Here is a 22,583-nt window from a genome sequence, read left to right on the forward strand (position 1 = left end):
GAGGCCGGGTACGGACAGCTGTCCGTACCCGGCCTCTGCTGCTGTGGCTGCTACGCGTCCAGCCCGATGGCGAAGGCCGCCTCCAGGTCGTGCTGGGAGTACGTGCGGAACGCGACGTGTGTGTCGGTCCCCTCGACACCGGGGATCTTGCTGATCCGGCCGGGGATGACGTCGGCGAGGTCGTCATGCTTGGACACCCGGACCATGGCGATCAGATCGTAGGTACCGGTGACCGAGAAGACCTCGCTGACGCTGTCGAGCGCGGCGATGGCCTCGGCGATCTCGGGAATCCGGTCCACGCTGGTTTTGATGAGCACGATCGCGGTGATCACGGCTGGCTTTCTCCCTCGGTGGCACCTGCTGGAGACTTCACTCTAGGGCCTCGCGGCCCGATCATGCCGGGCTCGCGGGCCCCGGCGCCTCGACTCAGCCGGCCTGATCCGGCCGCAAGGCCCTGGCCCCACCCCGATACCGCCCCCAGGCATAGAGGAACCCGGTGGCGAAGCCGACCACATGGGCGAGGTAGGCCACCCCGGGCCCGCTGCCCGCCCCCTCGGCGGCCAGCCACTGGAGGACGAACCAGAAGACCAGCACGATCCAGGCGGGGAAGCGCAGCGGCAGGAACAGCAGGAACGGGAACAGGCTGGTCACCCGGGCCCGGGGGAAGAGGTAGAGGAAGGCTCCCAGGACCGCCGAGATCGCTCCCGACGCGCCGACGAGCGTCTGGTCCGACCTGGAGTGCGCGGCCGCGTAGGCGAGCAGGGCGATATAGCCGCAGCCGAGGTAGAAGAGCGCGAACTCGGTGTGGCCCATGCGCTCCTCGGCCATCGCCCCGAACACGTACAGGAACAGCATGTTGCCGAGCAGATGCAGCCAGCTGCCGTGCACGAACAGCGCGGTGAGCGGGGTGAGGACGGCGTGCGCGGAGCCGTCCCACAGTTCGCTCGGGATCACGCCCCAGCGTTCGAAGTAGCCGGCCTGGGCGGCGAGCAGCGCGTCCGCGGTGCCGTAGACCGGATTGAACCCCGACAGCGGGCTGATCACGAAGACCACGCAGCACAGGGCGATGAGGGTGTACGTCACGGGCGGCCCGCCCGAGGTGGCCGCCCGCAGGATTCTGCCGGCCGCAGCCCGCCGATCGATCATGAACAGAGCATGACGCAAGCGGAGGGAACGGGACAGACCGCCTCGCCGTGCCGGTGGGAAGCGCCGAGGCCGTAGGGTTACCAGAGGACATCCGCAGTTCGACGGCGCACCGCGAGAACCTTGTCCGGCAGCTCACGGCTCGACGAAAGAGGACGCAACGATGACGACGGTTCCCCAGCCGACCGACGGGACCCGCTGGCGCTGCACGCTCTGCGGAAATCTGACGAGGTTCGACGTGACGCGTTCCTCCAAGGTAGTCGAGTACGTTCACCTCGACCTGGCCGGTGAGTCCAGCGTCGAAGAACGCGAGGTGGTCAGTGAGACCATCGAGTCGGTGCGCTGTCGTTGGTGCAACGCGGTGGACCAGATCGAACTAGTCGACAGGCCGGGTGCCGACTCCTGACGGGGCCGTGCGGACATAAAAATGAGGTGACGGAAGGTGGAGCAGCCCGCTGGCGGCGCCACGCCGGCCGATGCGGCCGGCGACGCCGTGGAGGTGCTCGACCGCCCGCTGCCCGAAGGCGTGCGGCGTCGCGTCGTCGCGCTGGTCTCGGACGCGTTCGGTGGTCTCACGGTCACCGAACTCCCGGCCCAGCTCCGGCAGTACGCGCGCTTCACGCCCACCCGGCGTGCCAAGTTCGCGGGGAACGCGATGGCGGCCGCGCTGGAGGGCGACCCCGCCTTCCGCCGGCGCATCGGTGAACGCCTGAAGGAGGCCCAGCCGGAGCTGGCCGCCGCGCTCGTGGCGGGCTCCCCGCCGGCCGCCGCGGACCCCGTCGACGTGGCGGCCGCGGCCTATGTGCTGCGCCCGGCCGGCTGGGTCAAGCTGGTGGCCGCCGCAGGCGAGGAGGCCGAGCGGGCCGGTGCCGAGCGGGCCGACGAGGAGATCCGGCTCGAACTGGAACGGCTGCGCGAGGAACTCGCCCGGGCCCGCGCCCAGACGAAGACCGACACCGAACGGCTCCGCGCCGAACTGGACGCCGCCCGCAAGGAGGCCGACTCGCTCCAGCGCAAGCTGCGCAGCGCGGCCAACGAGGTCAAGCGCGGCGAGGCGGCGCTGCGCCGCGGCAAGGCCGAGAGCGACGCCCTGCGCGCCGAGACGGCCGCCCGGGTGTCCGCGGCCGAGAGCGAGACCCGGCGGCTGCGGACGAGGCTCAGCGAGGCGGAGGCGTCCGTCGAAGCGGGCCGCAGGGCCGCCAGGGAGGGGCGCTCGGTCGAGGACATGCGGCTGCGGCTGCTGCTCGACACGGTGCTCGAAGCGGCCGGCGGGCTGCGGCGCGAACTGGCTCTGCCGCCCTCCTCGATGCGTCCCGCGGACAGTGTGGACGCGGTGGAGCCCGGCCGGATGTCGCCCAAGGACATTGCCGCCAGGGCCCTTTCGGAGACCGATCCGGCGCTGCTCGACCAGTTGCTCGCGCTGCCGCAGGCCCATCTGATCGTGGACGGCTACAACGTCACCAAGACCGGCTATCCGCAGATGCCGCTGGAGAAGCAGCGGCTGCGGTTGCTGGGCGGTCTGTCGGTGCTCGCGGCCCAGACGGGCGCCGAGATGACCTGTGTCTTCGACGGGGCGGAACTGGCCGCGCCGGTGCTGCTGGCGCCGCCGCGCGGGGTGCGGGTGCTGTTCAGCAAGCCGGGTGTCACGGCGGACGAGGTCATCCGTCAACTGGCGCGTGCCGAACCGCCCGGGCGGCCTGTCGTGGTGGTCTCCACCGACCGCGAAGTGGCGGACGGGGTGGCTAAGGCGGGAGCCAGGCCCGTTGCGTCCGTCTTGCTCCTGAAGCGGCTTTCGCGCGTCTAGCGTGTGTTGATGTGACTTGCATGGAAATCAGGGAACGGACCGTCAAGTTGCCGCTACACCCTGTGTGGTGTGGGTAAAGAAGTACCTGGTGTGACGAGATTTTTCCTGTGAGGATTTGAACTGATCACAAGATGGTCACTAAGGTCGGGCCTCGAACCTTCGCACGGTTGATCACCCATCCGGGGTGGCAGTGAAGGAACCGCCGAGGCCGTGACGTGCACGGAGCTGGGGATTCATCTCCCCGTAGCCCGGTAGGCGGCTCGAGGAAGAAGGAGCTCGCCTTCGTGGGGTCCCACCGTCGTCCCAAGCAACCGAGCCGCACCCGCGTGACCGTGCTCGGCGTGACTGCCGCCGCGGCCGTTGCCCTGACCTCCCAGGCGGCCCACGCCGACCCGAAGCCGACCAAGAGCGAGGTCAAGGAGAAGGTCGACAAGCTCTACGACGAGGCGGAGAAGGCCACCGAGCAGCACAGCCTGGCCAAGGAGAAGCAGGACAAGCTCCAGAAGCAGATCGACGCGATCCAGGACAAGGTGGCGCGCGGTCAGCAGGAGCTCAACAACCTCCGCTCCGGCCTCGGTTCCCTCGCCGCCGCGCAGTACCGCTCCGGAGGCATCGACCCCTCCGTCCAGCTCTTCCTCGCCTCGGACCCGGACAGCTTCCTGGACCAGGCCTCCGCGCTCGACCAGTTGACGGCCAAGCAGGCCGAGTCGCTGGCGAAGGTGCAGGAGAAGCAGCGGTCCCTCGCGCAGGAGCGCAAGGAGGCCCAGGACAAGCTGAGCGACCTCGCGCAGGTCCGCAAGACGCTCGGTGAGAAGAAGAAGCAGCAGCAGGCCAAGCTCTCCGAGGCGCGCCAGCTGCTCAACACGCTCACCCAGGCCGAGCGCGACAAGATGCGCGCGGACGACCAGCGTGCAAGCCGCGCCGCCAGTGACCGGGTCGACCTCGGCAACGAGGCCCCCGCCTCGGGTCTCGGTGCCGCCGCGCTCCAGGCCGCCGCCACCCAGATCGGCAAGCCGTATTCCCCCGGCCAGACCGGCCCCGGTTCCTACGACTGCTCGGGCCTGACGATGTGGGCCTACGCCCAGGCCGGTGCCAACATCACCCGCACCACGTACACCCAGATCAACCAGGGCACGCGGATCGGGATGAGCCAGCTGAAGCCGGGCGACCTGGTCTTCTTCAACGGCAACTCCCACGTGGGTCTGTACGCGGGCAACGGGACCGTGCTGCACGCCCCGCGCTCGGGCACGTTCGTCCGCTACGAGTCGATGAGCACCATCGGCAGCTTCTACGCCGCGGTGCGCATCTGACCACGCCCGAACGGGCGAATTCCCGCGCCCCGCACTGACAGCCGCCCCGCCGGAGACCACAGGTCACCGGCGGGGCGTCACTGTGTGTGCCCGCCCTCCGGCCGGCGCGGTCTTTGTCCGCTCCGTGATCACCCGACTACTGTCTGCCTGCTGTGCAGCTCCCGTGCGTCGGTCCGCCCGCCCCGGGTGGCAGGGGCTGCGCACGTCTGCGTACAGCGGAAGGGAGTGCGGCGTCCTGTGGTGTCCCATCGCCGTTCCACACAGCCCGGCGTGAGCCGGAGCGTCCGGGTGACCGTTCTGTCGGCTGCGGCGGCGACCGCCGCGGCGGCGCTCGGAGGGGCGACCGCGAACGCCGAGCCGCAGGACACACCGCGGACCGCCGAGGCCCGGGTCGACCGCCTCTTCACCGAGGCCGAGCAGGCGACCGAGCGCTACAACAGGGCCGGCGAGAACGTCGTACGGCTGCGCGGAGAGGTCCGCAGGGCCCAGGACCGGGCGGCCCGGGGCCAGGAGCGCATCAACCTGATGCGTACGGAGATCGGTTCGGCCGCCCGCGAGCAGTACCGGGCCGGCGGCATCGACCCCTCGCTCGCGCTGCTGCTCTCCTCCGACCCGGACAGCTATCTCGACCGGGCCGCCACCCTGGACCGGGTCGACACGCGGCGGGCCACCGCCCTGGCCGGCCTCCGCAAGGCCCAGCAGGCGCTCGCCCAGACCCGTGCGGAGGCCGCCCGCTCGCTCGCCGGCCTGGAGCGCAACCGGGCGGCCGTCAGCCGCCACAAGCGCACCGTCGAGCACAAGCTCCGCCAGGCCAGGGAGTTGCTGAAGGAACTGCCCGGTGACGGGCGGGACGCCTTCGGGCGGGCCTCGCGCACCGGCCGCGACGGCGGGGCCGCGGGACCGGTGGCCGGACTGCCCGCCGGGTCGGCCCGGGCCGCGGCCGCCGTCATGGCCGTCCAGCGGGCGCTGGGCCTCCCGTACGTCTGGGGCGCGAACGGGCCCTCCGGATTCGACTGCTCCGGCCTGATGCAGTGGGCGTATGCCCAGGCCGGCGTCAGCCTGCCGCGGACCTCGCAGGCCCAGCGGTACGCCGGCCGGATGGTGCCGCTCGACCAGGCACGCCCCGGCGACCTCGTCGCCTACCGCGCGGACGCCAGCCACATCGGGATGTACGTGGGGAACGGCCAGGTGATCCACGCCCCGTACCCGGGCGCCCCGGTCCGCTACGACCCGGTGGGCATGATGCCCGTCTCCTCCGTCACCCGGGTCTGACCGTACCCTCGGGCATGTGGCTGATCAGGGGCGTACCGCGCGGCGGGCGCGCGAAGGACGACGGCGGACGGCGGGCGCGGTGCTCGCCGCCCTGCTGTGCGCGGCCGCCTGCTCGGCCCCGGCCGACGAGGCGCCCGGCACCGCGGCCCGCGACATCCGCGCCACGCTGGACCGCCGGGCCGCCGCCGTGCTGCACCACGACGCGGACGCCTACGTGGCCGTCGTGGACCCGGACGCCACGGCGCTGCGCGGCGCCCAGCGCAAGGAGTTCGACCGTCTCGCGGACGTGCCGCTGGGCACCTGGACGTACCGGGTGACGGATGTCGCCGCGCACGGGGCCGACCGGGCCACCGCCGACGTACGGCTCGGCTACCGGATCGAGGGTTATGACAGTGCGCCCGTCTCCGTCGACCGGGTGATCGACCTGGAGCGCGAACCGGCGGACGGCCGCTGGTACCTCACCGCCGACCGGGCGGCCGACGGCGGGAGCGAGCAGCTCTGGGAGCAGGGCGACGTCGAGGCGGTGCGCGGCACGTACAGCCTGGTGCTGGGAGTCGGCCGGTCCCGGGACGAACTGGAGGAGATCGCCGCGACCGCGGACCGGGCCGTGCCCGACGTGTCCGCCGCCTGGCCGGAGCACTGGGCCGGGCGTGTGGTGGTGCTCGTGCCCCGCACCGTGACGGACATGGCGGAGCTGCTCGGCTCCCCGGCGGCGAATTACCGGGGCATAGCGGCCGTCACGACCGGCGAGACCGGCGGCTCGGGGAAGGCGCCCGCCGACCGGGTGATCGTCAACCCGGAGGCGTACGCGATGCTCGGCGCCTTCGGGCAGCGCGTCGTCCTCACCCACGAGACCACCCATGTGGCCACCCGCACCGACACCTCGGCCGCCACCCCCGCCTGGCTCTCCGAGGGCTTCGCGGACTGGGCCGCCTACCGGGACGGACGGCGTACCGCCGCCGAGATCGCCCCCGAACTGGGCTCCGCCGTCACCGCCGGCGACGTGCCCGCCGCGTTGCCCACGGACGAGGACTTCGGCTTCGCCGGAGACGCGGACCGGCTGGCGAGGGCGTACGAGGGCGGCTGGCTGGCCTGCGAGCTCATCGCCGAGCAATGGGGCGAGGAGAAGCTGTTCGCCTTCTACCGGGCCGTCGGGGGGCACTCCGGGCGGGACGGGGCGGTGGAGCAGGCCCTGCACGAGGTGCTCGGCACCACGGAGCAGGACTTCACGGTGCGCTGGCGGGAGTATCTGGAGAGCCGGTTCGGCTGAGCGGCGGCGCGACGGGCGCCGTGCCCGCGGCCGGAACAGCGCCGGCCGGGGCGCGCACGGTGTCCCGCCACAGCCGCGCGCACGCCAGCAGGCACGCGGCGACCAGCAGCCCGTTGCGCACGAACATCAGGGTCACGCCCGTCGCGTCGCTGGTCACCACATGGCCGAAGCCGAGCGGGAACTCCAGCTGGGTCACCCCGGTCGCCACCAGGACCAGCGCCGCCGGCCAGGCCATCCGGCTCTCCCGGAAGACCAGGCACACCGCGGCCAGACCGACCAGCCACAGCATGTACTGGGGGCTGATCACCCGGCTCGTGGTCGTGAACAGGAGCACCGCGGTGAACGCCGCGTCCGCCGTCGTACTGACCCCGAACGTGCGCGCCCGCAGCCGCCACACCAGCAGCCAGCCGAACGCGACGACGCTCAGCCCCAGGGAGAGCGTGCTCACCAGCGGCACGTGCGGCCCCAGGAACTCCAGCGAGCCGTAGTGCAGCTCCACCCGGCCCTGCCAGCCGAACTGCCGCGCCACATGGAAGACCAGCGCCCCCAGCGACTCGACCTCGGTACCCCGGTCCCGCTGGAAGCCCAGGAACGCCAGCGCGCCCGGCGCCGCCGCGGTGCACAGCACCAGCAGCCCGAGCGCCACCCCGGCCGCGGTCGTCCACGCCAGGCGGGTCCGCCGGCCGCGGGCGGTACCGGCGAGCACCAGCGCCGGCCACACCTTCAGCAGCGCCCCGAAAGCCGCCAGCGCCCCCAGCAGCCGCGGATGCCGGATCCCCGCCAGCAGCGCCGCCACCGCCACGGCCGTCACCATCACGTCGTACCGGGCGTACGCCGTCGTACCCAGCAGCGGCACCCCCGCCACCCACACCCAGGCCCCGGCCGTCCGCCGGGCGGCGCCCCGGCCCGCGTACAGCAGCAGGCCCAGCACCAGTGCGTCGCACAGGAAGGCCAGCACGAAGAAGGCCGACGCGTAGTCGAGGAAGGGCAGCAGGCCGGGGGAGAGGATCGCCAGCGCCGCGACCGGCGGGTACTGCCAGGTGACGTCGGACCGCGGATAGCTGCCCGAGCTCAGCACGTCGTACCAGCCGTGGTAGATCACCGACACATCGCTCGTCACATCAGGGCCCGGCACCACGATCACCTTGATGACGCAGAGCAGGAGCAGGGATCTGGTGAGCGCCCACACCGCGAAGGCTGCCGGCCGTGTGCCACTCGAACCCGTCATGTCCCGCCTCACCGTTCCCTTGCCGTACGAGGTGCCATGATGCCCGCCCCCGCTGTGCGGAGCCCGCAGGGCCGGGCCGGGTCCGTCCGTGGCGTCGCGGGCCACGGTCAAACCCGGACCCGGCCCCGGGCCGGGCCGCCCGGTACTGTCGGCGGCGATGGACAAGACCCTGATCGTGACCAATGACTTTCCGCCCCGCCCCGGTGGCATCCAGGCGTTCCTGCACAACATGGCGCTCCGCCTGGACCCGGAACAGGTCGTCGTCTACGCCTCCACCTGGAAGCGCGGCGCCGAGGGCGCGGCGGCCACCGCCGCCTTCGACGCCGAACAGCCCTTCACCGTGGTCCGCGACCGTACGACGATGCTGCTGCCGACCCCGCGGGTGACCCGGCGTGCCGTGGAGCTGCTGCGCACCCACGGCTGTTCCTCCGTCTGGTTCGGCGCCGCCGCCCCGCTCGGCCTGATGGCACCGGCGCTGCGCCGGGCCGGGGCCCGCAGGCTGGTCGCCACCACGCACGGGCACGAGGCCGGCTGGGCCCAGCTGCCGGCCTCCCGGCAGCTGCTGCGGCGGATCGGCGAGGGCACGGACACCCTCACCTACCTCGGCGAGTACACCCGCTCCCGGATCGCCGCCGCGCTCACCCCGGCCGCCGCCGCACGCATGGTCCAGCTGCCGCCCGGCGTCGACGAGAAGACCTTCCACCCGGACTCCGGCGGCGACCGCGTCAGGGCCCGGCTCGGGCTCACCGACCGGCCGGTCGTCGTCTGCGTGTCCCGGCTGGTGCCCCGCAAGGGCCAGGACACCCTGATCCTCGCCATGCCCGCGATCCTGGCCGAGGTGCCCGACGCCGTCCTGCTGATCGTCGGCGGCGGACCGTACGCCGGTGAGCTGAAGAAGCTGGCGGCGGACACCGGGGTGCTGGACTCGGTGCGGTTCACCGGTCCGGTTCCGTGGGAGGAACTGCCCGCGCACTACGGGGCCGGCGACGTCTTCGCGATGCCGTGCCGCACCCGGCGCGGCGGCCTCGACGTGGAGGGCCTCGGCATCGTCTACCTGGAGGCGTCCGCGACCGGGCTGCCGGTCGTGGCGGGCGACTCGGGCGGCGCCCCGGACGCCGTGCTCGACGGCGAGACGGGGTGGGTGGTGCGCGGCGGCTCGGCCGAGGAGTCGGCGGAGCGGATCCTCGCGCTGCTCGGCGACGCGGAGCTGCGCCGGCGGATGGGCGAGCGGGGCCGCGCCTGGGTCGAGGAGAAGTGGCGCTGGGACCTGCTGGCGGAGCGGCTCCGCGAACTGCTCTGAGCGACCGGGTACGCGGAAGGGGCCGGAGAACGGGCCTACCGGGTACGAGAAAAGGGCCGGAGAAGGGGCCGGCCTGCCGGGTACGCGGAAGGGGCCCGTCCTGCGGGCCCCTTCCGGTCGCACCGCGTCAGCCGCGGTAGATCGACTCCACCTCGTCCGCGAAGTCCTTCGCCACCACGTTCCGCTTCAGCTTCAGCGACGGCGTGATGTGGCCCGCCTCCTCGGTGAACTGGGCGGCCAGGATGCGGAACTTGCGTACCGACTCGGCCTTGGACACCGCGGCGTTGCCGTCGTCGATCGCGCGCTGCACCTCGGCCAGCAGCTCCGGGTCCTCGCGCAGCGACAGGGCGGTCGAGCCGACGGGCTTGCCGTGCTCCTCGGCCCAGTGGCCCAGGAACTCCTCGTCCAGCGTCACCAGCGCGCCCACGAACGGGCGGCCGTCGCCGACGACCATGCACTCCGCGACCAGGGCGTGCCCGCGGATACGGTCCTCGATGACGGCGGGAGCGACGTTCTTGCCGCCCGCCGTGACGATGATCTCCTTCTTGCGGCCGGTGATCGCGAGGTAGCCGTCCTCGTCGAGGGTGCCGATGTCGCCCGTGTGGAACCAGCCGTCGGCCAGCGCCTCGGCCGTCGCCGCCTCGTTGTTCCAGTAGCCGGAGAACAGGTGCTCGCCGTGCAGCAGCACCTCGCCGTCGTCGGCGATGCGCAGGACGGAGCCGGGCAGCGGCTGGCCGACCGTACCGATCTTCTGGCGGTCCCACGGGTTGAAGGCGGTGGCCGCGCACGACTCCGTCAGGCCGTAGCCCTCCAGGACGGTGAAGCCGATGCCGCGGTAGAAGTGGCCGAGCCGCTCACCGAGCGGAGCGCCGCCGGAGATCGCGTGCTCACCGCGCCCGCCGAGCACGGCCCGCAGCTTGCTGTAGACCAGCCGGTCGAACACCTTGTGCTTGAACCTCAGGCCCACGGACGGCCCCTGCGGCGTGCCCAGCGCGCGGCTGTAGGCGATCGCCGTGTTCGCGGCCTTGTCGAAGATCTTGCCCTTGCCGTCGGCCTGCGCCTTGGCCCGGGCCGAGTTGTAGACCTTCTCGAAGACCCGCGGCACCCCGAGGATCAGGGTCGGCCGGAACGCGGCCAGCTCATCGGTCAGGTTCTTGATGTCCGGTACGCAGCCGAGCTTGATCGGCGCCATCACGGAGGCGACCTCGACCAGCCGGCCGAAGACGTGCGCGGCGGGCAGGAAGAGCAGCACCGAGCACTCGCCGGTACGGAACAGCGGCTTGAGCCGCTCCACCACGTTGCCGCACTCCGCGAAGAAGCTGCGGTGCGTCAGCACACAGCCCTTGGGGCGGCCGGTGGTGCCCGAGGTGTACACGATCGTGGCCGGGTCGTCGGCCTTGGCGCTCATGCTGCGCAGGTCCACGGTCTCCTCGGAGACCTCCGCACCCGACGCCGTCAGCTCGTCGACCGCGCCCTTGTCGATCTGCCACACATGGCGCAGCGCCGGCAGCCGGTCGCGCACCGAGGCCACGGCCTCCGCGTGGGCGTCGCTCTCCACCAGGACAGCGACCGCGCCCGAGTCGCCGAGGATCCACTGGACCTGCTCGGCGGAGCTCGTCTCGTACACCGGCACGGTGACGGCGCCGGCGCTCCAGATCGCGAAGTCCAGCTGCACCCACTCGTAGCGGGTGCGGGACATCAGGGCGACCCGGTCGCCGGGTTCGACACCGGCGGCGATCAGCCCCTTGGCTGCCGCTCTGACCTCGGCCAGGAACTGGGTGGCCGTCACGTCCGTCCAGACGCCGGCCACCTTGCGGCTCATCACCGCGACGTCGGCATGCTGAGCGGCATTGCGGCGGATGAGATCCGTCAGGTTGCCGTCCGAGGGGACCTCGTACAGGGCCGGAAGGCTGAACTCGCGCAAGACTGCTGCTCCTCATCGGGCTCCGGTGCCACGGCTCTGTGTGACGCACCGGCTGCGGTCCAAGATCGGAGGTGCTCAGTGGGGTGAGCACGACTGGACTGCCCGGACGTTACCCACCGGTACTCGGTTCCGGATAGGGGGTTCAGGCCAGATGTCTTATGCGTCACACATATCGGTGGTCCTCATCCGCACAGTAGTGCACCCCGCTCAACACTCGGAGGTAACCGCAGGTCCGGCCACCTCTACCCACCTGGGCGCCGGGGTCCTAGGGTGATCGTCATGCGAGCAGGACCGAACAGCCGGAACGCGTCCGCCGGACGCCGCACCCGCGTCCACGTGGTCAGTGACGTACACGGCAACACCGAGGCACTGGCCCGCGCCGGGGACGGCGCCGACGCCCTCGTCTGCCTGGGTGACCTGGTGCTCTTCCTCGACTACGCGGACCACTCGCGCGGCATCTTCCCCGATCTCTTCGGCGTCGAGAACGCCGACCGGATCGTCGCCCTGCGCACCGAACGCCGCTTCGAGGAGGCCCGGGACTTCGGCCGGGAGCTGTGGGCGGGACTGGACCGCAACGCCGCGATCGTCGCGGCCGTCCGGAAGCAGTACGCCGAGATGTTCGCGGCGCTGCCCACTCCGACGTACGCCACCTACGGCAACGTCGACATCCCGGGCCTGTGGCCCGAGTACGCGGGACCCGGCACCACCGTCCTGGACGGCGACCGCGTCGAGATCGGCGGCCGCGTCTTCGGCTTCGTCGGCGGCGGCCTGCGGACCCCGATGCGTACCCCGTACGAGATCAGCGACGAGGAGTACGCGGCCAAGATCGAGGCGGTCGGCCCGGTCGACGTGCTCTGCACCCACATCCCGSCCGAYGTCCCGGAGCTGACGTACGACACCGTGGCCCGCCGCTTCGAGCGCGGCAGCCGGGCCCTGCTGGACGCCATCCGCCGCACCCGCCCCCGCTACTCCCTCTTCGGCCACGTCCACCAGCCGCTGGCCCGCCGGATGCGGATCGGAGACACCGAGTGCGTGAACGTCGGCCACTTCGCCTCGACCGGCCTGCCGTGGGCGCTGGAATGGTGACCCGGGCCCCCGCCCGAACCGGGCGGGGGCTGGGACGAGGCGCCGCGCTCACGCGATAGCCTTCTGGCGGCAGGCCTCTGCCGATCGACCGGTACACCGCACTGGAGGGCCACAGCGATGGCTGAACACACCAGCTCGAGCATCACGATCGAGGCGGCGCCGGCCGACGTCATGGGTGTGATCGCCGACTTCGACCGCTATCCGGAATGGACCGGCGAGGTCAAGGAGGCCGAGGTCCTCGGCACCGACGACCGCGGCCGCGCCGAGAAGGTCCGCCTCGTCCTGGACGCCGGGGCGATCAAGGACGACCACACCCTCGCCTACACCTGGATCGGCGACTACGAGGTCAGCTGGACCCTGGTCAAGTCCCAGATGCTGCGCGCCATCGACGGCTCGTACGCGCTCGCGCCGCTCGGTGACGGCGACCGCACCGAGGTCACCTACCGGCTGACCGTGGACGTCAAGATCCCGATGCTCGGCATGATCAAGCGCAAGGCCGAGAAGGTCATCATCGACCGTGCCCTGGCCGGTCTCAAGAAGCGTGTCGAGTCCGTCCCGAAGGCCTGATCCGGTGCGAACGGTCCTGGTCACCGGCCTCGGCGGCGCCGGCCGCAGCACCGTCGCGGCGGCCACCGCGCTGGCCGGGGCCCGCGGCGGCGCCCGCACCCTGCTGATCTCCGCCGACGCCATACCCGGCTTCCCGACGGCCACCGAACCCACCGCGGTCACCGACGGCCTGTGGTCCGCCCGGATCGACTCCGGTGCGCACTTCCGCAGTGAACTCCTCGCGCTCCAGGACCAGTTGTCGGGCGTGCTCGACCTGCTCGGCGGCAACCGCATGGACGGCGAGGAGCTCACCGAACTGCCCGGCAGCGCCGAACTCGCCCTGCTGCACTCCCTGCGCTGCGCCGCGCAGGGCGACTGGTCCCGCGAGGGATACGACCTCCTCGTCGTCGACCTGCCGCCGCTGCGCGAAGCCCTCGCCCTGCTCGCCCTGCCCGAACAACTGCGCCGCTACCTGCGCCGGCTGCTGCCCCAGGAACGCCAGGCCGCCCGCGCCCTGCGCCCGATGCTCGCGCAGCTCGCCGGTGTGCCCATGCCCGCCCAGTGGCTGTACGAGGCCGCAGCCCGGCGCGACGCCGAGCTGGCCGGGGTCCAGGCGCTGATCGAGGACCGCGCGACGACGCTCCGGCTGGTCGCCGAGCCGGGCCCGGCCGCCGAGGACGCCCTGCGCACCGCCCGCACCGGGCTCGCCCTGCACGGGCTGCGGACCGACGCGCTGGTCGCCAACCGGGTGCTGCCGCGCCACTCGTCCGACCCCTGGTTCGCCGCGCTCTCCGCACAGCAGGACAAGTGCCTCGATCACTGGCACGAGGAGCGGCCCACCGAGGCCCCGCTGCTGCGGCTGCCCCATCTCGGCCGCGATCCGCAGGACCCCGGCGACTACACCGGTCTCGTGGACGACACGCCCGCGCTGGCCCCGGACAGCCGCGAAGGCGGGCGCGCCGAGGACGCCTGGTGGATCGAGGAGGCCGGAGCCCCCGAAGGACAGGACGACGCCGAGGGCATACTCGTCTGGTGCCTGCGCCTGCCCGGCGCCGTCAAGAAGGACCTCCAGCTGGTCCGGCGCGGCAGCGAGCTGCTTCTCACCGTCGGTCCCTTCCACCGCATCGTGCCCCTGGAGTCCGCGCTGCGCCGCTGCGCCGTCTCCGGTGCGGCCCTCACCGACGGGGTGCTGCGGGTCCGCTTCACGCCGGATCCCGCACTGTGGCCGAGGACGGGCTGAACGGCGTACCACCGTTCGGGTACCGTCGATAGCAGGGGTCCCGGATGCCGGGCCGCCGTCCCACCACGCCGCAGGAGTCCGCCATGAGCGAAGCCACCGATCGTCCCGTCGACGACGACGCGTGGGCGCAGGCCTGCGCCGAGGACCTCGCCGCCGAGAAGGCCCGCCGCCGCGCCGAGTACGGCCCGCCGCCCGGCTCCGCGGCCGAGGAGCTGCGCAAGCTGGTCGACGCCGTGGCCGACAAGCTCGGCTCGCTCCAGACACCCCTGCTCGGCGTGGCGGCCCAGGGCGCCGTGCAGCAGGTCATCAAGCAGGCGAAGTCCGCGGTCGAGCCCGTCATCGAACGTAATCCGGACGTTTTCGATCACATCGCCGCGGCCGGCAGCGAACTGCTGGCCGCCTACCGCTCGGCAGTCGAGGGGCAGGAACGCCGCTGGACCCAGGGTGCGGGGGACCCCGCAGGCACGGAAAAGAAGGCGGACGACCCCACCGACCCCCGAGATGAGGGGCCCGGAGCCGGCGAACACATCGACCTGGACTGACCGGCGCCGACAGGACGGGGCCCGGCCTCGGGTACGGTTGCCCCAGCGGGGCTCGACCGAAACTGAGGGATTCATGGGACTCACCATCGGCGTCGATATCGGCGGCACGAAGATCGCAGCAGGAGTGGTGGACGAAGAGGGCCACATCCTCTCGACCTTCAAGGTGTCGACCCCGCCGACGGCTGAAGGCATCGTGGACGCCATCGCGGCGGCGGTGTCCGGCGCGAGCGACGGGCACCCGGTCGAGGCGGTCGGCATCGGCGCGGCCGGATACGTCGACGACAAGCGGGCCACGGTGCTCTTCGCGCCGAACATCAACTGGCGTCACGAGCCGCTGAAGGACAAGGTCGAGCAGCGCGTCGGCCTTCCGGTGGTCGTCGAGAACGACGCCAACGCGGCGGCCTGGGGCGAATACCGCTTCGGCGCCGGCCAGGGCCACGACGACGTCATCTGCATCACGCTGGGCACGGGCCTCGGCGGCGGCATCATCATCGGCAACAAGCTGCGCCGCGGACGCTTCGGCGTGGCCGCCGAGTTCGGCCACATCCGGGTCGTCCCGGACGGGCTGCTCTGCGGCTGCGGCAGCCAGGGCTGCTGGGAGCAGTACGCCTCCGGCCGCGCCCTCGTGCGGTACGCGAAGCAGCGCGCCAACGCCACCCCCGAGAACGCCACGATCCTGCTGGCGCTCGGCGACGGCACGGTCGAGGGCATCGAGGGCAAGCACATCAGTGAGGCCGCCCGGCAGGGCTGCCCGGTGGCCGTCGACTCGTTCCGCGAGCTGGCCCGCTGGGCCGGTGCCGGACTGGCCGACCTCGCCTCGCTCTTCGACCCCTCCGCCTTCATCGTCGGCGGCGGCGTCTCGGACGAGGGCGAACTGGTCCTCGACCCGATCCGCAAGTCGTTCCGACGCTGGCTGATCGGCGGCGAATGGCGCCCGCACGCCCAGGTTCTGGCGGCCCAACTGGGCGGCAAGGCCGGACTCGTGGGCGCGGCGGACCTGGCCCGGCAGGGCTGACCCGACCGGACACGGACACACCGGACGCCCGCCGCGCCCCTCTCGGGGAGCGGCGGGCGTCCGTCGTATCGTGACCGGCATGGCCATGATGTCGCTGCCCGACTCCCGTACCGAGCAGGACGGCTCGGCCGTCGTCAGAGTGCTCAGTTACAACATCCGGTCGATGCGCGACGACTTCGCGGCCCTGGTCCGCGTCATCCGCGCCTGCGCACCGGATCTGGTCCTCATCCAGGAGGCGCCGCGCTTCTTCCGCTGGCGCAAGGCCGCCGCCCGGCTGGCCGCCCGCACCGACCTGGTGGTTCTCGGCGGCGGTGGCAGCGCGGCCGGCCCCCTGCTGCTCTGTTCGCTCCGCGCGACGGTCGAACGCACCGAGGACATCCTGCTGCCGCTCACCCCGGGACTCCACCGCAGGGGTTTCGCCACCGCGGTGGTCCGGATCGCGGGCACCAGGATCGGCGTGCTGAGCTGCCATCTGAGCCTCGACCGCACCGAACGCCTCGCCCAGGCCGGGCGCCTGCTGGAGACGGTGGACGCGATGGGCGTGGAGCACGTGGTCGTCGCCGGTGACCTCAACGACGTACCGAGCGGGCGGGCCTTCCGGCTGCTCGCCGGCCGGCTCCAGGACTGCTGGGCGCTGCGGCCCTGGGGCGGCGAGCACACCTTCCCGCCGCACGACCCGCACAAGCGGATCGACGCGGTCTTCGCGACCGGCGGCATCGAGGTGCTCGGCTGCGGGGTCCCTACGGGGTTGCCGGGGGTGTGGCGGCCCGACCTCCTGGCCGCCACCGACCACCTGCCGGTGCTGGCCGCGCTGCGGGTACCCACGCGGGGTGCGGGTTGCTCAGGCGGGCCGGCTCCGTCCTCAAMCGCCGGACGGGCTTGACGTGCGCGGGCCACCCGCTGGGTGCGGCTCGCAGTCGCGTCCGCACACGGGCTCCGCGACTGTCGCAGACGCGAGGCGGCCGGTCCGGGGCCGTGGAGGGGAGTCCCCGCAGGACGACGCACATCGACCCGGGTCCTTCGCGTACCGGCGGAACGTGCGGCGTCCGAGGAGATCTCCCCGGAGGGGCCCCGGACCCCCACCACCGGAAAATGGGCGACCCGCACCCCGCGGGGAGACCCGCACCACTCAAGCCCGTCCGGCGKTTGAGGACGGAGCCGGCCCGCCTGAGCAACCCGCACCCCGCGTGGGTACCCGCAGCGCGGCCAGCACCGGCAGGTGGTCGGTGGCGGCCAGGAGGTCGGGCCGCCACACCCCCGGCAACCCCGTAGGGACCCCGCAGCCGAGCACCTCGATGCCGCCCCACCGCGCCGCGCCCGGGGTCGTCCCCGTCCTCGTCGTCGTGTTCCATCCGCGCCACCAGCGTCGCGAAACCGCCCAGGAAGCCGCCGACGCAGACCGTGGTCAGCCACCAGGTCATCTCCCACCGGAGCAGCACCGCCAGCAGCATCAGGACGGGCCCGCCGATCACCGCGAGCCAGGCGAACTTCGCCGTGACGTCGGCCTCCGGCAGCGGCGGCGGCTCCGGCGGCACGAAGTGTCCCTCGCCGCTGTCGTCCTCGTCGTCGACGTCGCCCTCGGCGGACTCCGCCGGCTCGTAGTCGCGCGGACCGCTGACCCCCGGGGCGAAGACCACCGAGCTGCCGAGCGGCTTCTCCGGCGGCTTGGGCCGGCTCTTCCCGAGGCCCTTGTCCGGGTCCGGGGCGACGGAGTCCTCCTCCGGCAGCGCGAGGTCCTCGACGGACCGGAAGGGCCTGGCACCCGGCGGGTCCGGCGGCTCCTCCCCGTACCCCTCGACGATCGCCTTCCAGACGGCGTCCTCGTCGACCTGGCGTTCGCCGTCCGGCCCCGTCGGCGCGGGCGGGGCCTCCGGCGCCGGAGCGCCGCCGTCCTCGTCGGGCACGGCCGTCCCCCCGGCGGGAAGCGGCTCGCGCTCCTCCTCGCTGCCTGTGCGCTCCGCGTCGTGCTCAGCCACCGGACGTGCTCCCCTTCATTCCGACGCTCGGAGCGAGGCGGCCGATGAACGAGTAGCTCTCGTCGAAGATCCGCTCCGCATCGTGGTCCAACGTCGCGACGTGGTAGCTCTGTTCCAGCAGGATCTCCTCGACGTCCGTCGAGGACACCCGGCTCAGGATCCGGGCGCTGTCGGCCGGCGGCACGACATGGTCCTGCGGGCTGTGCAGCAGCAGGACCGGCTGCGTCACCTGAGGCAGTTCGGCGTCGACCAGCCGGAAGAACTTCCGCAGCGAGTGCGCCGCGTGCAGCGGCACCCGCTCGTAGCCCACCTCGCGCGAACCCTCCAGGGCGATGTCGCCCACCAGCCCCTTCGTCGTCGGCACCAGGTGGCGGACGACCGGTAGGGCGTGCGCCGCCAGGCCGTGCACCTTGTTGCCCGGGTTGACCAGCACGAGGCCCCGGACGGCGTCGCCGTGCTTCGCCGCGAGCCGCAGGGACAGCGCGCCGCCCATGGAGAGCCCGAACACGAAGACCTGCTCGCACCGCTCCAGCAGCGCCCGCAGTTCCCGGTCCACCTCCGCGTACCAGTCCTGCCAGCCGGTGACCTGCATGTCCTCCCAGCGCGTTCCGTGCCCGGGCAGGAGCGGCAGCGAGACCGTGAGCCCGCGCTCCGCCAGATAGCCGGCCCAGGGGCGCAGCGACTGCGGCGAGCCGGTGAATCCGTGACAGAGAAGGACGCCGACCTCTCCGCCCTCGTGGCGGAACGGCTCGGCTCCAGGAAGGACCGGCACCGGGGTCTCCTGTTCGTGAGGCTCGAAAGGGAGCGAAAGGGGGGAGTGCGGAAGGATTACTTCACCGTACGCGACCGGACCGACACCGACCAGGGCCGTCACCGGCCGGGGCCGGGGCCACCCGGCCCGTGCCGGGCGGGAGGCGGGGCGGTCGCATGCCTTAAGGTCTGTCGGACGGCACACAGGAGGCACCCGAGTTGATCTACGGCGCTATGAAGTTCTCCATCGGCGGGTCTCTGAAGCTCGCCTTCAGGCCGTGGGTGGAGGGCGTGGAGAACATCCCCGCACAGGGGCCCGCGATCCTCGCCAGCAACCATCTGTCGTTCTCCGACTCCTTCTTCCTGCCCGCTGTCCTGGACCGCAAGGTCACCTTCATCGCCAAGTCCGAGTACTTCACCGCGCCCGGGGTCAAGGGAAAGCTCACCGCCGCCTTCTTCAAGGGCGTCGGGCAGCTCCCGGTGGACCGCTCGGGGGCCCGCGGGGCCGGTGAGGCGGCGATCAAGGCCGGTATCGAGGTCATCGAGAGCGGCGGCCTGTTCGGCATCTACCCGGAGGGCACCCGGTCGCCCGACGGCCGCCTCTACCGGGGCAAGCCCGGCGGCCTCGCCCGGGTGGCGCTCGCCACCGGCGCGCCGGTCATCCCCGTCGCGATGATCGACACGGAGAAGATCCAGCCGCCCGGCCAGGTGATGCCGAAGCTGATGCGCCCGGGGATCAGGATCGGCAAGCCGCTCGACTTCAGCCGCTACCACGGTATGGAGGGCGACCGCTTCATCCTGCGCTCGGTCACCGACGAGGTGATGTACGAGATCATGAAGCTCTCGGGCCAGGAGTACGTCGACATCTACGCGACGGCCGCCAAGCGGCAGCTCGCCGACGAGGCGAAGAGACAGGCCGAGGCCACGAAGAAGGCGCCATCGGGCGCGGAAGCGGACCGCGACGACGCCTGAGGGCGTGGCGGTCCGCCGGGGGCGGGGGAGAACAGCATGGCCAAGCGGGTACGCGTGGTGCGGATGTCGGTCGAGCAGCCGCTGTGGCGTGCCCTGACCGCGTACCGCATCCTGACGATGCTCTACGCGATCCTGCTCGCCGTCTTCGGGCGCGAGAAGTACGACCGGCCGTGGGTGGCCATCGCCTTCCTGGCCGTCATGTCCGTGTGGACGCTCGCCACCCTGCCGAAGGTCGCGGGCGCCGCGGCCTGCACCAAGCGCTTCCTGGGCGCGGACCTCACCCTCGCGCTCGTCGGCATCCTCGTCACCCCGCTCGCCGACTTCCAGGCCCAGCACGTCGACGGCACGACGCTGCCGTCCATCTGGACCGCCGGATCCGTCCTGGCCTTCGCGATCAAGGGCGGCTGGCGATGGGCGGCGTTCGCCTCCACCTTCGTCGCCGTCGCCAACCTGATCGAGCGCGCCGAACCCAGCCGCGACACCCTGCACAACGTCCTGCTGGTCTGGGTCGCCTCCATCGCCATCGGGTACGTCGTCGAGGTCGCCCGCGCCAGTGAGCGCACCCTCGCCCGCGCCCTGGAGATCGAGGCCGCGACCCGGGAGCGGGAGCGTCTCGCCCGCGACATCCACGACAGCGTGCTCCAGGTCCTGGCGATGGTGCAGCGCCGGGGCACGGCGATCGGCGGCGAGGCCGCCGAACTGGGCCGGATGGCCGGCGAGCAGGAGGTCGCCCTACGCACCCTGGTCTCCAGCGGCCTGGTGCCCCCCACCCGGGTCTCCGAGGACGAAGCCGAGGGCGCTGTCGTGCGGACCGTCGAGACGGACGACGACGAGACCGCGGCCCCGGCCGAGACCGATCTGCGGGCCCTGCTCGCGCCGCACGCCGGATCCCGGGTCACCTTCGCGGAACCCGGCGCACCGGTGCTGCTCACGCCCGCGGCCGCCGGGGAACTGGCGGCGGCCGTCAGCGCGGCCCTGGACAATGTACGGGTGCACGCGGGGGAGAGCGCCCAGGCGTGGATCCTGGTGGAGGACTGGCCGGACGAGGTGATCGTCACGGTCCGGGACGACGGACCGGGCATCCCGGAGGGCCGGCTCGCCCAGGCCGAGGGGGAAGGACGCCTCGGCGTCGCCCTGTCGATCCGCGGGCGGCTGCGCGATCTGGGTGGTACGGCAGAGCTGATCTCGGTGCCCGGTCAGGGCACCGAGGTCGAATTGAAGGTTCCGAAGGTTTCACGGGGGAAGGCGGGTTCGGTCCGATGAGCGGAGCACACGAAGAAGGCGCGGGGCAGCAGCGGCCCGTCAGGGTGATGGTCGTCGACGACCATCCGATGTGGCGCGACGCCGTCGCCCGCGACCTGGCCGAGTCGGGCTTCGACGTGGTGGCGACCGCGGGCGACGGCCCGCAGGCCGTCCGCCGGGCCGGCGCCGTCACCCCCGACGTCCTGGTCCTCGACCTCAACCTGCCCGGGATGCCGGGCGTCCAGGTCTGCAAGGAACTCGTCGGATCCCAGCCCGGACTGCGGGTCCTGGTGCTCTCCGCGAGCGGCGAGCACGCCGACGTACTGGAAGCGGTCAAGTCGGGCGCCACCGGCTATCTGCTGAAGTCGGCGAGTACCCAGGAGCTGACCGACGCGGTCCGCTCCACCGCCGTCGGCGACCCGGTCTTCACCCCCGGCCTCGCCGGACTCGTCCTGGGCGAATACCGCAGGCTGGCCTCCGAGCCCGCGCCCGTCGCGTCGAACGAGCCGAAGGCCCCGGAGCTCACCGACCGGGAGACCGAGGTGCTGCGGCTGGTGGCCAAGGGGCTCTCGTACAAGCAGATCGCCGAGCGGCTGGTCATCTCGCACCGCACCGTCCAGAACCATGTCCAGAACACCCTGGGCAAGCTCCAGCTGCACAACAGGGTGGAGCTCGTGCGGTACGCCATCGAACGCGGCCTCGATGACGTCTGAGATCAACACCCGGACATTGCAAGGGAATTGACCGTACGACCCATCCCGTTGTGACCTGTATCACCCTTAGCGTGGTGAGGAATGAGCTCACTTCGGCGAAGGGATGCTTCATGCGGGTCGGAGTACTGACCGGGGGCGGCGACTGCCCCGGGCTCAACGCGGTCATCCGCGCCATCGTCCGCAAGGGCGTGCAGGAGTACGACTACGACTTCATCGGCTTCCGGGACGGCTGGCGCGGCGCGCTGGAGGGCGAGACGGTCCCGCTCTCCGTCCCGGCCGTGCGCGGCATCCTGCCGCGCGGAGGCACCATCATCGGATCCTCGCGCACCAACCCGCTCAAGGCCGAGCAGGGCGTCCGCCGGGTGCGGGAGACCCTCGCCAAGTACGAGGTCGACGCACTCGTCACGATCGGCGGCGAGGACACCCTCGGTGTGGCGGCCACCCTGTCCGACACGTACGGCGTCCCCTGCGTCGGCGTACCCAAGACCATCGACAACGACCTGTCCGCCACCGACTACACCTTCGGCTTCGACACCGCCGTCAACATCGCGACCGAGGCCATCGACCGGCTGCACACCACGGCCGAATCCCATATGCGGGTCCTCGTCGTCGAGGTGATGGGCCGCCACGCGGGCTGGATCGCCCTCCACTCGGGGCTGGCGGGCGGCGCCAACGTCATCCTCATCCCGGAACAGCGCTTCGACATCGACCAGGTCTGTGCCTGGGTGACCTCCCGGTTCCGGGCGAGCTACGCGCCGATCGTCGTGGTCGCCGAAGGGGCGGCGCCCGCTCAGGGGGAAATGGTCCTCAAGGACGGCTCGCACGACTCCTTCGGCCATGTCCGCCTCTCCGGCGTGGGCGAGTGGCTGGCCAAGGAGATCGAGAGCCGTACGGGCAAGGAGGCCAGGACGACCGTGCTCGGCCATGTCCAGCGCGGCGGCACGCCCAGTGCCTTCGACCGCTGGCTGGCCACCCGCTTCGGGCTGCACGCCATCGAAGCCGTGCGCGACGGCGACTTCGGGAAGATGGTCGCCCTGCGCGGCACGGACATCGTGCGGGTGCCGATGGCGGAGGCCACCGCCCGCCTCAAGACGGTCGACCCGGCCCTCTACGCGGAGGCGGGGGTCTTCTTCGGCTGAGCGGCGGGCCGGGGGGTCGGGCCGTATATTCGCGATGACCGGCCCCGCGGGGCCCGCTCCGGGAGCGGGCCCCGCACCCGGGGCCTCTCGCCCGCATCAGTCACAGGAGAC

At 72.3% G+C, this 22,583-nt stretch carries 21 protein-coding genes and 2 pseudogenes; 16 read left to right on the plus strand and 7 right to left on the minus strand.

The genetic code is table 11. From position 1 onward, the window contains the following. Positions 1–50 precede the first annotated feature (50 nt). On the minus strand, positions 51–332 hold the full coding sequence (locus EAO72_RS14430; RefSeq protein ID WP_136328375.1) for an Lrp/AsnC family transcriptional regulator: 282 nt from the start codon (positions 330–332) through the stop codon (positions 51–53). 94 nt (positions 333–426) lie between these two features. After that, on the minus strand, positions 427–1,146 hold the full coding sequence (locus EAO72_RS14435; RefSeq protein ID WP_187285044.1) for a rhomboid family intramembrane serine protease: 720 nt from the start codon (positions 1,144–1,146) through the stop codon (positions 427–429). Positions 1,147–1,306: 160 nt separating this feature from the next. Between EAO72_RS14435 and EAO72_RS14440 the strand changes: the two genes are divergently transcribed. The 5 genes from EAO72_RS14440 to EAO72_RS14460 all read left to right on the plus strand — a co-directional run bounded on the left by EAO72_RS14440 (position 1,307) and on the right by EAO72_RS14460 (position 6,799). Further along, a complete protein-coding gene (locus tag EAO72_RS14440) occupies positions 1,307–1,549 on the plus strand; it encodes a hypothetical protein (RefSeq protein WP_014156692.1) in 243 nt (80 codons plus the stop codon). Positions 1,550–1,585: 36 nt separating this feature from the next. Next, positions 1,586–2,947 (plus strand): NYN domain-containing protein, encoded by a 1,362-nt coding sequence (locus tag EAO72_RS14445; protein ID WP_148017691.1) that lies wholly within the window; start codon positions 1,586–1,588, stop codon positions 2,945–2,947. A 284-nt stretch (positions 2,948–3,231) separates the two neighbouring features. Further along, the gene (locus tag EAO72_RS14450; RefSeq protein ID WP_187285045.1) at positions 3,232–4,257 is read left to right on the plus strand and encodes a C40 family peptidase; all 1,026 of its coding nucleotides are present in this window, start codon (positions 3,232–3,234) and stop codon (positions 4,255–4,257) included. A gap of 237 nt (positions 4,258–4,494) precedes the next feature. Continuing rightward, entirely contained in the window at positions 4,495–5,529 is a 1,035-nt protein-coding gene (locus tag EAO72_RS14455) for a C40 family peptidase (protein WP_148017692.1), read from the plus strand. Positions 5,530–5,545: 16 nt separating this feature from the next. Next, complete coding sequence (locus EAO72_RS14460; RefSeq protein WP_187285046.1) at positions 5,546–6,799, plus strand: Cif family virulence factor; 1,254 nt, start codon at positions 5,546–5,548, stop codon at positions 6,797–6,799. Here the strand turns inward: EAO72_RS14460 and EAO72_RS14465 are convergent. Continuing rightward, positions 6,756–8,027, minus strand: a complete 1,272-nt coding sequence (locus EAO72_RS14465; protein ID WP_148017693.1) for a glycosyltransferase family 87 protein — start codon at positions 8,025–8,027, stop codon at positions 6,756–6,758. The genes EAO72_RS14460 and EAO72_RS14465 overlap by 44 nt on opposite strands. Positions 8,028–8,184: 157 nt before the next feature. Here EAO72_RS14465 and EAO72_RS14470 point away from each other — a divergent pair, with 157 nt between their 5' ends. Further along, entirely contained in the window at positions 8,185–9,327 is a 1,143-nt protein-coding gene (locus EAO72_RS14470) for a glycosyltransferase family 4 protein (protein ID WP_148017694.1), read from the plus strand. Between the two features lie 127 nt (positions 9,328–9,454). Here the strand turns inward: EAO72_RS14470 and EAO72_RS14475 are convergent, their stop codons facing one another. Next, a complete protein-coding gene (locus EAO72_RS14475) occupies positions 9,455–11,251 on the minus strand; it encodes an AMP-dependent synthetase/ligase (RefSeq protein WP_148017695.1) in 1,797 nt (598 codons plus the stop codon). 279 nt (positions 11,252–11,530) lie between these two features. Between EAO72_RS14475 and EAO72_RS14480 the strand changes: the two genes are divergently transcribed. The 6 genes from EAO72_RS14480 (at position 11,531) to EAO72_RS14505 (ending at position 16,563) form a co-directional block, all read left to right on the plus strand. After that, complete coding sequence (locus EAO72_RS14480; RefSeq protein WP_148017696.1) at positions 11,531–12,337, plus strand: metallophosphoesterase family protein; 807 nt, start codon at positions 11,531–11,533, stop codon at positions 12,335–12,337. Between the two features lie 117 nt (positions 12,338–12,454). Then, positions 12,455–12,904 carry an SRPBCC family protein gene (locus EAO72_RS14485; protein WP_148017697.1) on the plus strand — a complete coding sequence of 150 codons (450 nt, stop codon included), beginning with the start codon at positions 12,455–12,457 and terminating at the stop codon, positions 12,902–12,904. Between the two features lie 4 nt (positions 12,905–12,908). Further along, on the plus strand, positions 12,909–14,123 hold the full coding sequence (locus tag EAO72_RS14490; RefSeq protein ID WP_148017698.1) for an ArsA family ATPase: 1,215 nt from the start codon (positions 12,909–12,911) through the stop codon (positions 14,121–14,123). An 83-nt stretch (positions 14,124–14,206) separates the two neighbouring features. After that, on the plus strand, positions 14,207–14,665 hold the full coding sequence (locus EAO72_RS14495) for a DUF5304 domain-containing protein (RefSeq protein WP_148017699.1): 459 nt from the start codon (positions 14,207–14,209) through the stop codon (positions 14,663–14,665). 73 nt (positions 14,666–14,738) lie between these two features. Next, complete coding sequence (locus tag EAO72_RS14500) at positions 14,739–15,680, plus strand: ROK family glucokinase (protein WP_148017700.1); 942 nt, start codon at positions 14,739–14,741, stop codon at positions 15,678–15,680. A gap of 79 nt (positions 15,681–15,759) precedes the next feature. Next, entirely contained in the window at positions 15,760–16,563 is an 804-nt protein-coding gene (locus EAO72_RS14505; RefSeq protein WP_148017701.1) for an endonuclease/exonuclease/phosphatase family protein, read from the plus strand. A 246-nt stretch (positions 16,564–16,809) separates the two neighbouring features. Here the strand turns inward: EAO72_RS14505 and EAO72_RS43035 are convergent. The 3 genes and pseudogenes from EAO72_RS43035 to EAO72_RS14520 all read right to left on the minus strand — a co-directional run. Continuing rightward, positions 16,810–16,980: pseudogene (locus tag EAO72_RS43035) on the minus strand (endonuclease/exonuclease/phosphatase family protein); the annotation flags it as partial. Position 16,981: 1 nt separating this feature from the next. Further along, positions 16,982–17,656: pseudogene (locus EAO72_RS43040) on the minus strand (hypothetical protein); the annotation flags it as partial. Further along, positions 17,649–18,428 (minus strand): alpha/beta hydrolase, encoded by a 780-nt coding sequence (locus tag EAO72_RS14520; RefSeq protein ID WP_148017702.1) that lies wholly within the window; start codon positions 18,426–18,428, stop codon positions 17,649–17,651. The pseudogene EAO72_RS43040 and the gene EAO72_RS14520, both read right to left, overlap by 8 nt. Positions 18,429–18,625: 197 nt before the next feature. Here EAO72_RS14520 and EAO72_RS14530 point away from each other — a divergent pair, with 197 nt between their 5' ends. The 4 genes from EAO72_RS14530 to EAO72_RS14545 all read left to right on the plus strand — a co-directional run bounded on the left by EAO72_RS14530 (position 18,626) and on the right by EAO72_RS14545 (position 22,472). After that, positions 18,626–19,378, plus strand: coding sequence for a lysophospholipid acyltransferase family protein (locus EAO72_RS14530; protein WP_187285047.1), 753 nt, complete (start codon positions 18,626–18,628; stop codon positions 19,376–19,378). Positions 19,379–19,414: 36 nt separating this feature from the next. Then, on the plus strand, positions 19,415–20,641 hold the full coding sequence (macS, locus tag EAO72_RS14535) for a MacS family sensor histidine kinase (RefSeq protein WP_148017704.1): 1,227 nt from the start codon (positions 19,415–19,417) through the stop codon (positions 20,639–20,641). Then, positions 20,638–21,333, plus strand: a complete 696-nt coding sequence (locus EAO72_RS14540; RefSeq protein ID WP_148017705.1) for a response regulator — start codon at positions 20,638–20,640, stop codon at positions 21,331–21,333. Before macS ends, EAO72_RS14540 begins: the two co-directional genes overlap by 4 nt. Before the next feature lie 110 nt (positions 21,334–21,443). After that, the gene (locus EAO72_RS14545) at positions 21,444–22,472 is read left to right on the plus strand and encodes a 6-phosphofructokinase (protein ID WP_148017706.1); all 1,029 of its coding nucleotides are present in this window, start codon (positions 21,444–21,446) and stop codon (positions 22,470–22,472) included. The last annotated feature ends 111 nt before the right edge of the window (positions 22,473–22,583 follow it).

The sequence above is a fragment of the Streptomyces sp. OR43 genome, from assembly GCF_008042275.1.
GTDB lineage: Bacteria > Actinomycetota > Actinomycetes > Streptomycetales > Streptomycetaceae > Streptomyces.

What these genes read in the sequence shown, in the direction of transcription:
- EAO72_RS14435 (WP_187285044.1), bottom strand. Translation starts at nt 1,146, where the DNA reads ATGATCGATCGGCGGGCTGCGGCCGGCAGAATCCTGCGGGCGGCCACC.
- EAO72_RS14470 (WP_148017694.1), top strand. Translation starts at nt 8,185, where the DNA reads ATGGACAAGACCCTGATCGTGACCAATGACTTTCCGCCCCGCCCCGGT.
- EAO72_RS14540 (WP_148017705.1), top strand. Translation starts at nt 20,638, where the DNA reads ATGAGCGGAGCACACGAAGAAGGCGCGGGGCAGCAGCGGCCCGTCAGG.
- EAO72_RS14500 (WP_148017700.1), top strand. Translation starts at nt 14,739, where the DNA reads ATGGGACTCACCATCGGCGTCGATATCGGCGGCACGAAGATCGCAGCA.
- EAO72_RS14465 (WP_148017693.1), bottom strand. Translation starts at nt 8,027, where the DNA reads ATGACGGGTTCGAGTGGCACACGGCCGGCAGCCTTCGCGGTGTGGGCG.
- macS (WP_148017704.1), top strand. Translation starts at nt 19,415, where the DNA reads ATGGCCAAGCGGGTACGCGTGGTGCGGATGTCGGTCGAGCAGCCGCTG.
- EAO72_RS14495 (WP_148017699.1), top strand. Translation starts at nt 14,207, where the DNA reads ATGAGCGAAGCCACCGATCGTCCCGTCGACGACGACGCGTGGGCGCAG.
- EAO72_RS14545 (WP_148017706.1), top strand. Translation starts at nt 21,444, where the DNA reads ATGCGGGTCGGAGTACTGACCGGGGGCGGCGACTGCCCCGGGCTCAAC.
- EAO72_RS14485 (WP_148017697.1), top strand. Translation starts at nt 12,455, where the DNA reads ATGGCTGAACACACCAGCTCGAGCATCACGATCGAGGCGGCGCCGGCC.
- EAO72_RS14440 (WP_014156692.1), top strand. Translation starts at nt 1,307, where the DNA reads ATGACGACGGTTCCCCAGCCGACCGACGGGACCCGCTGGCGCTGCACG.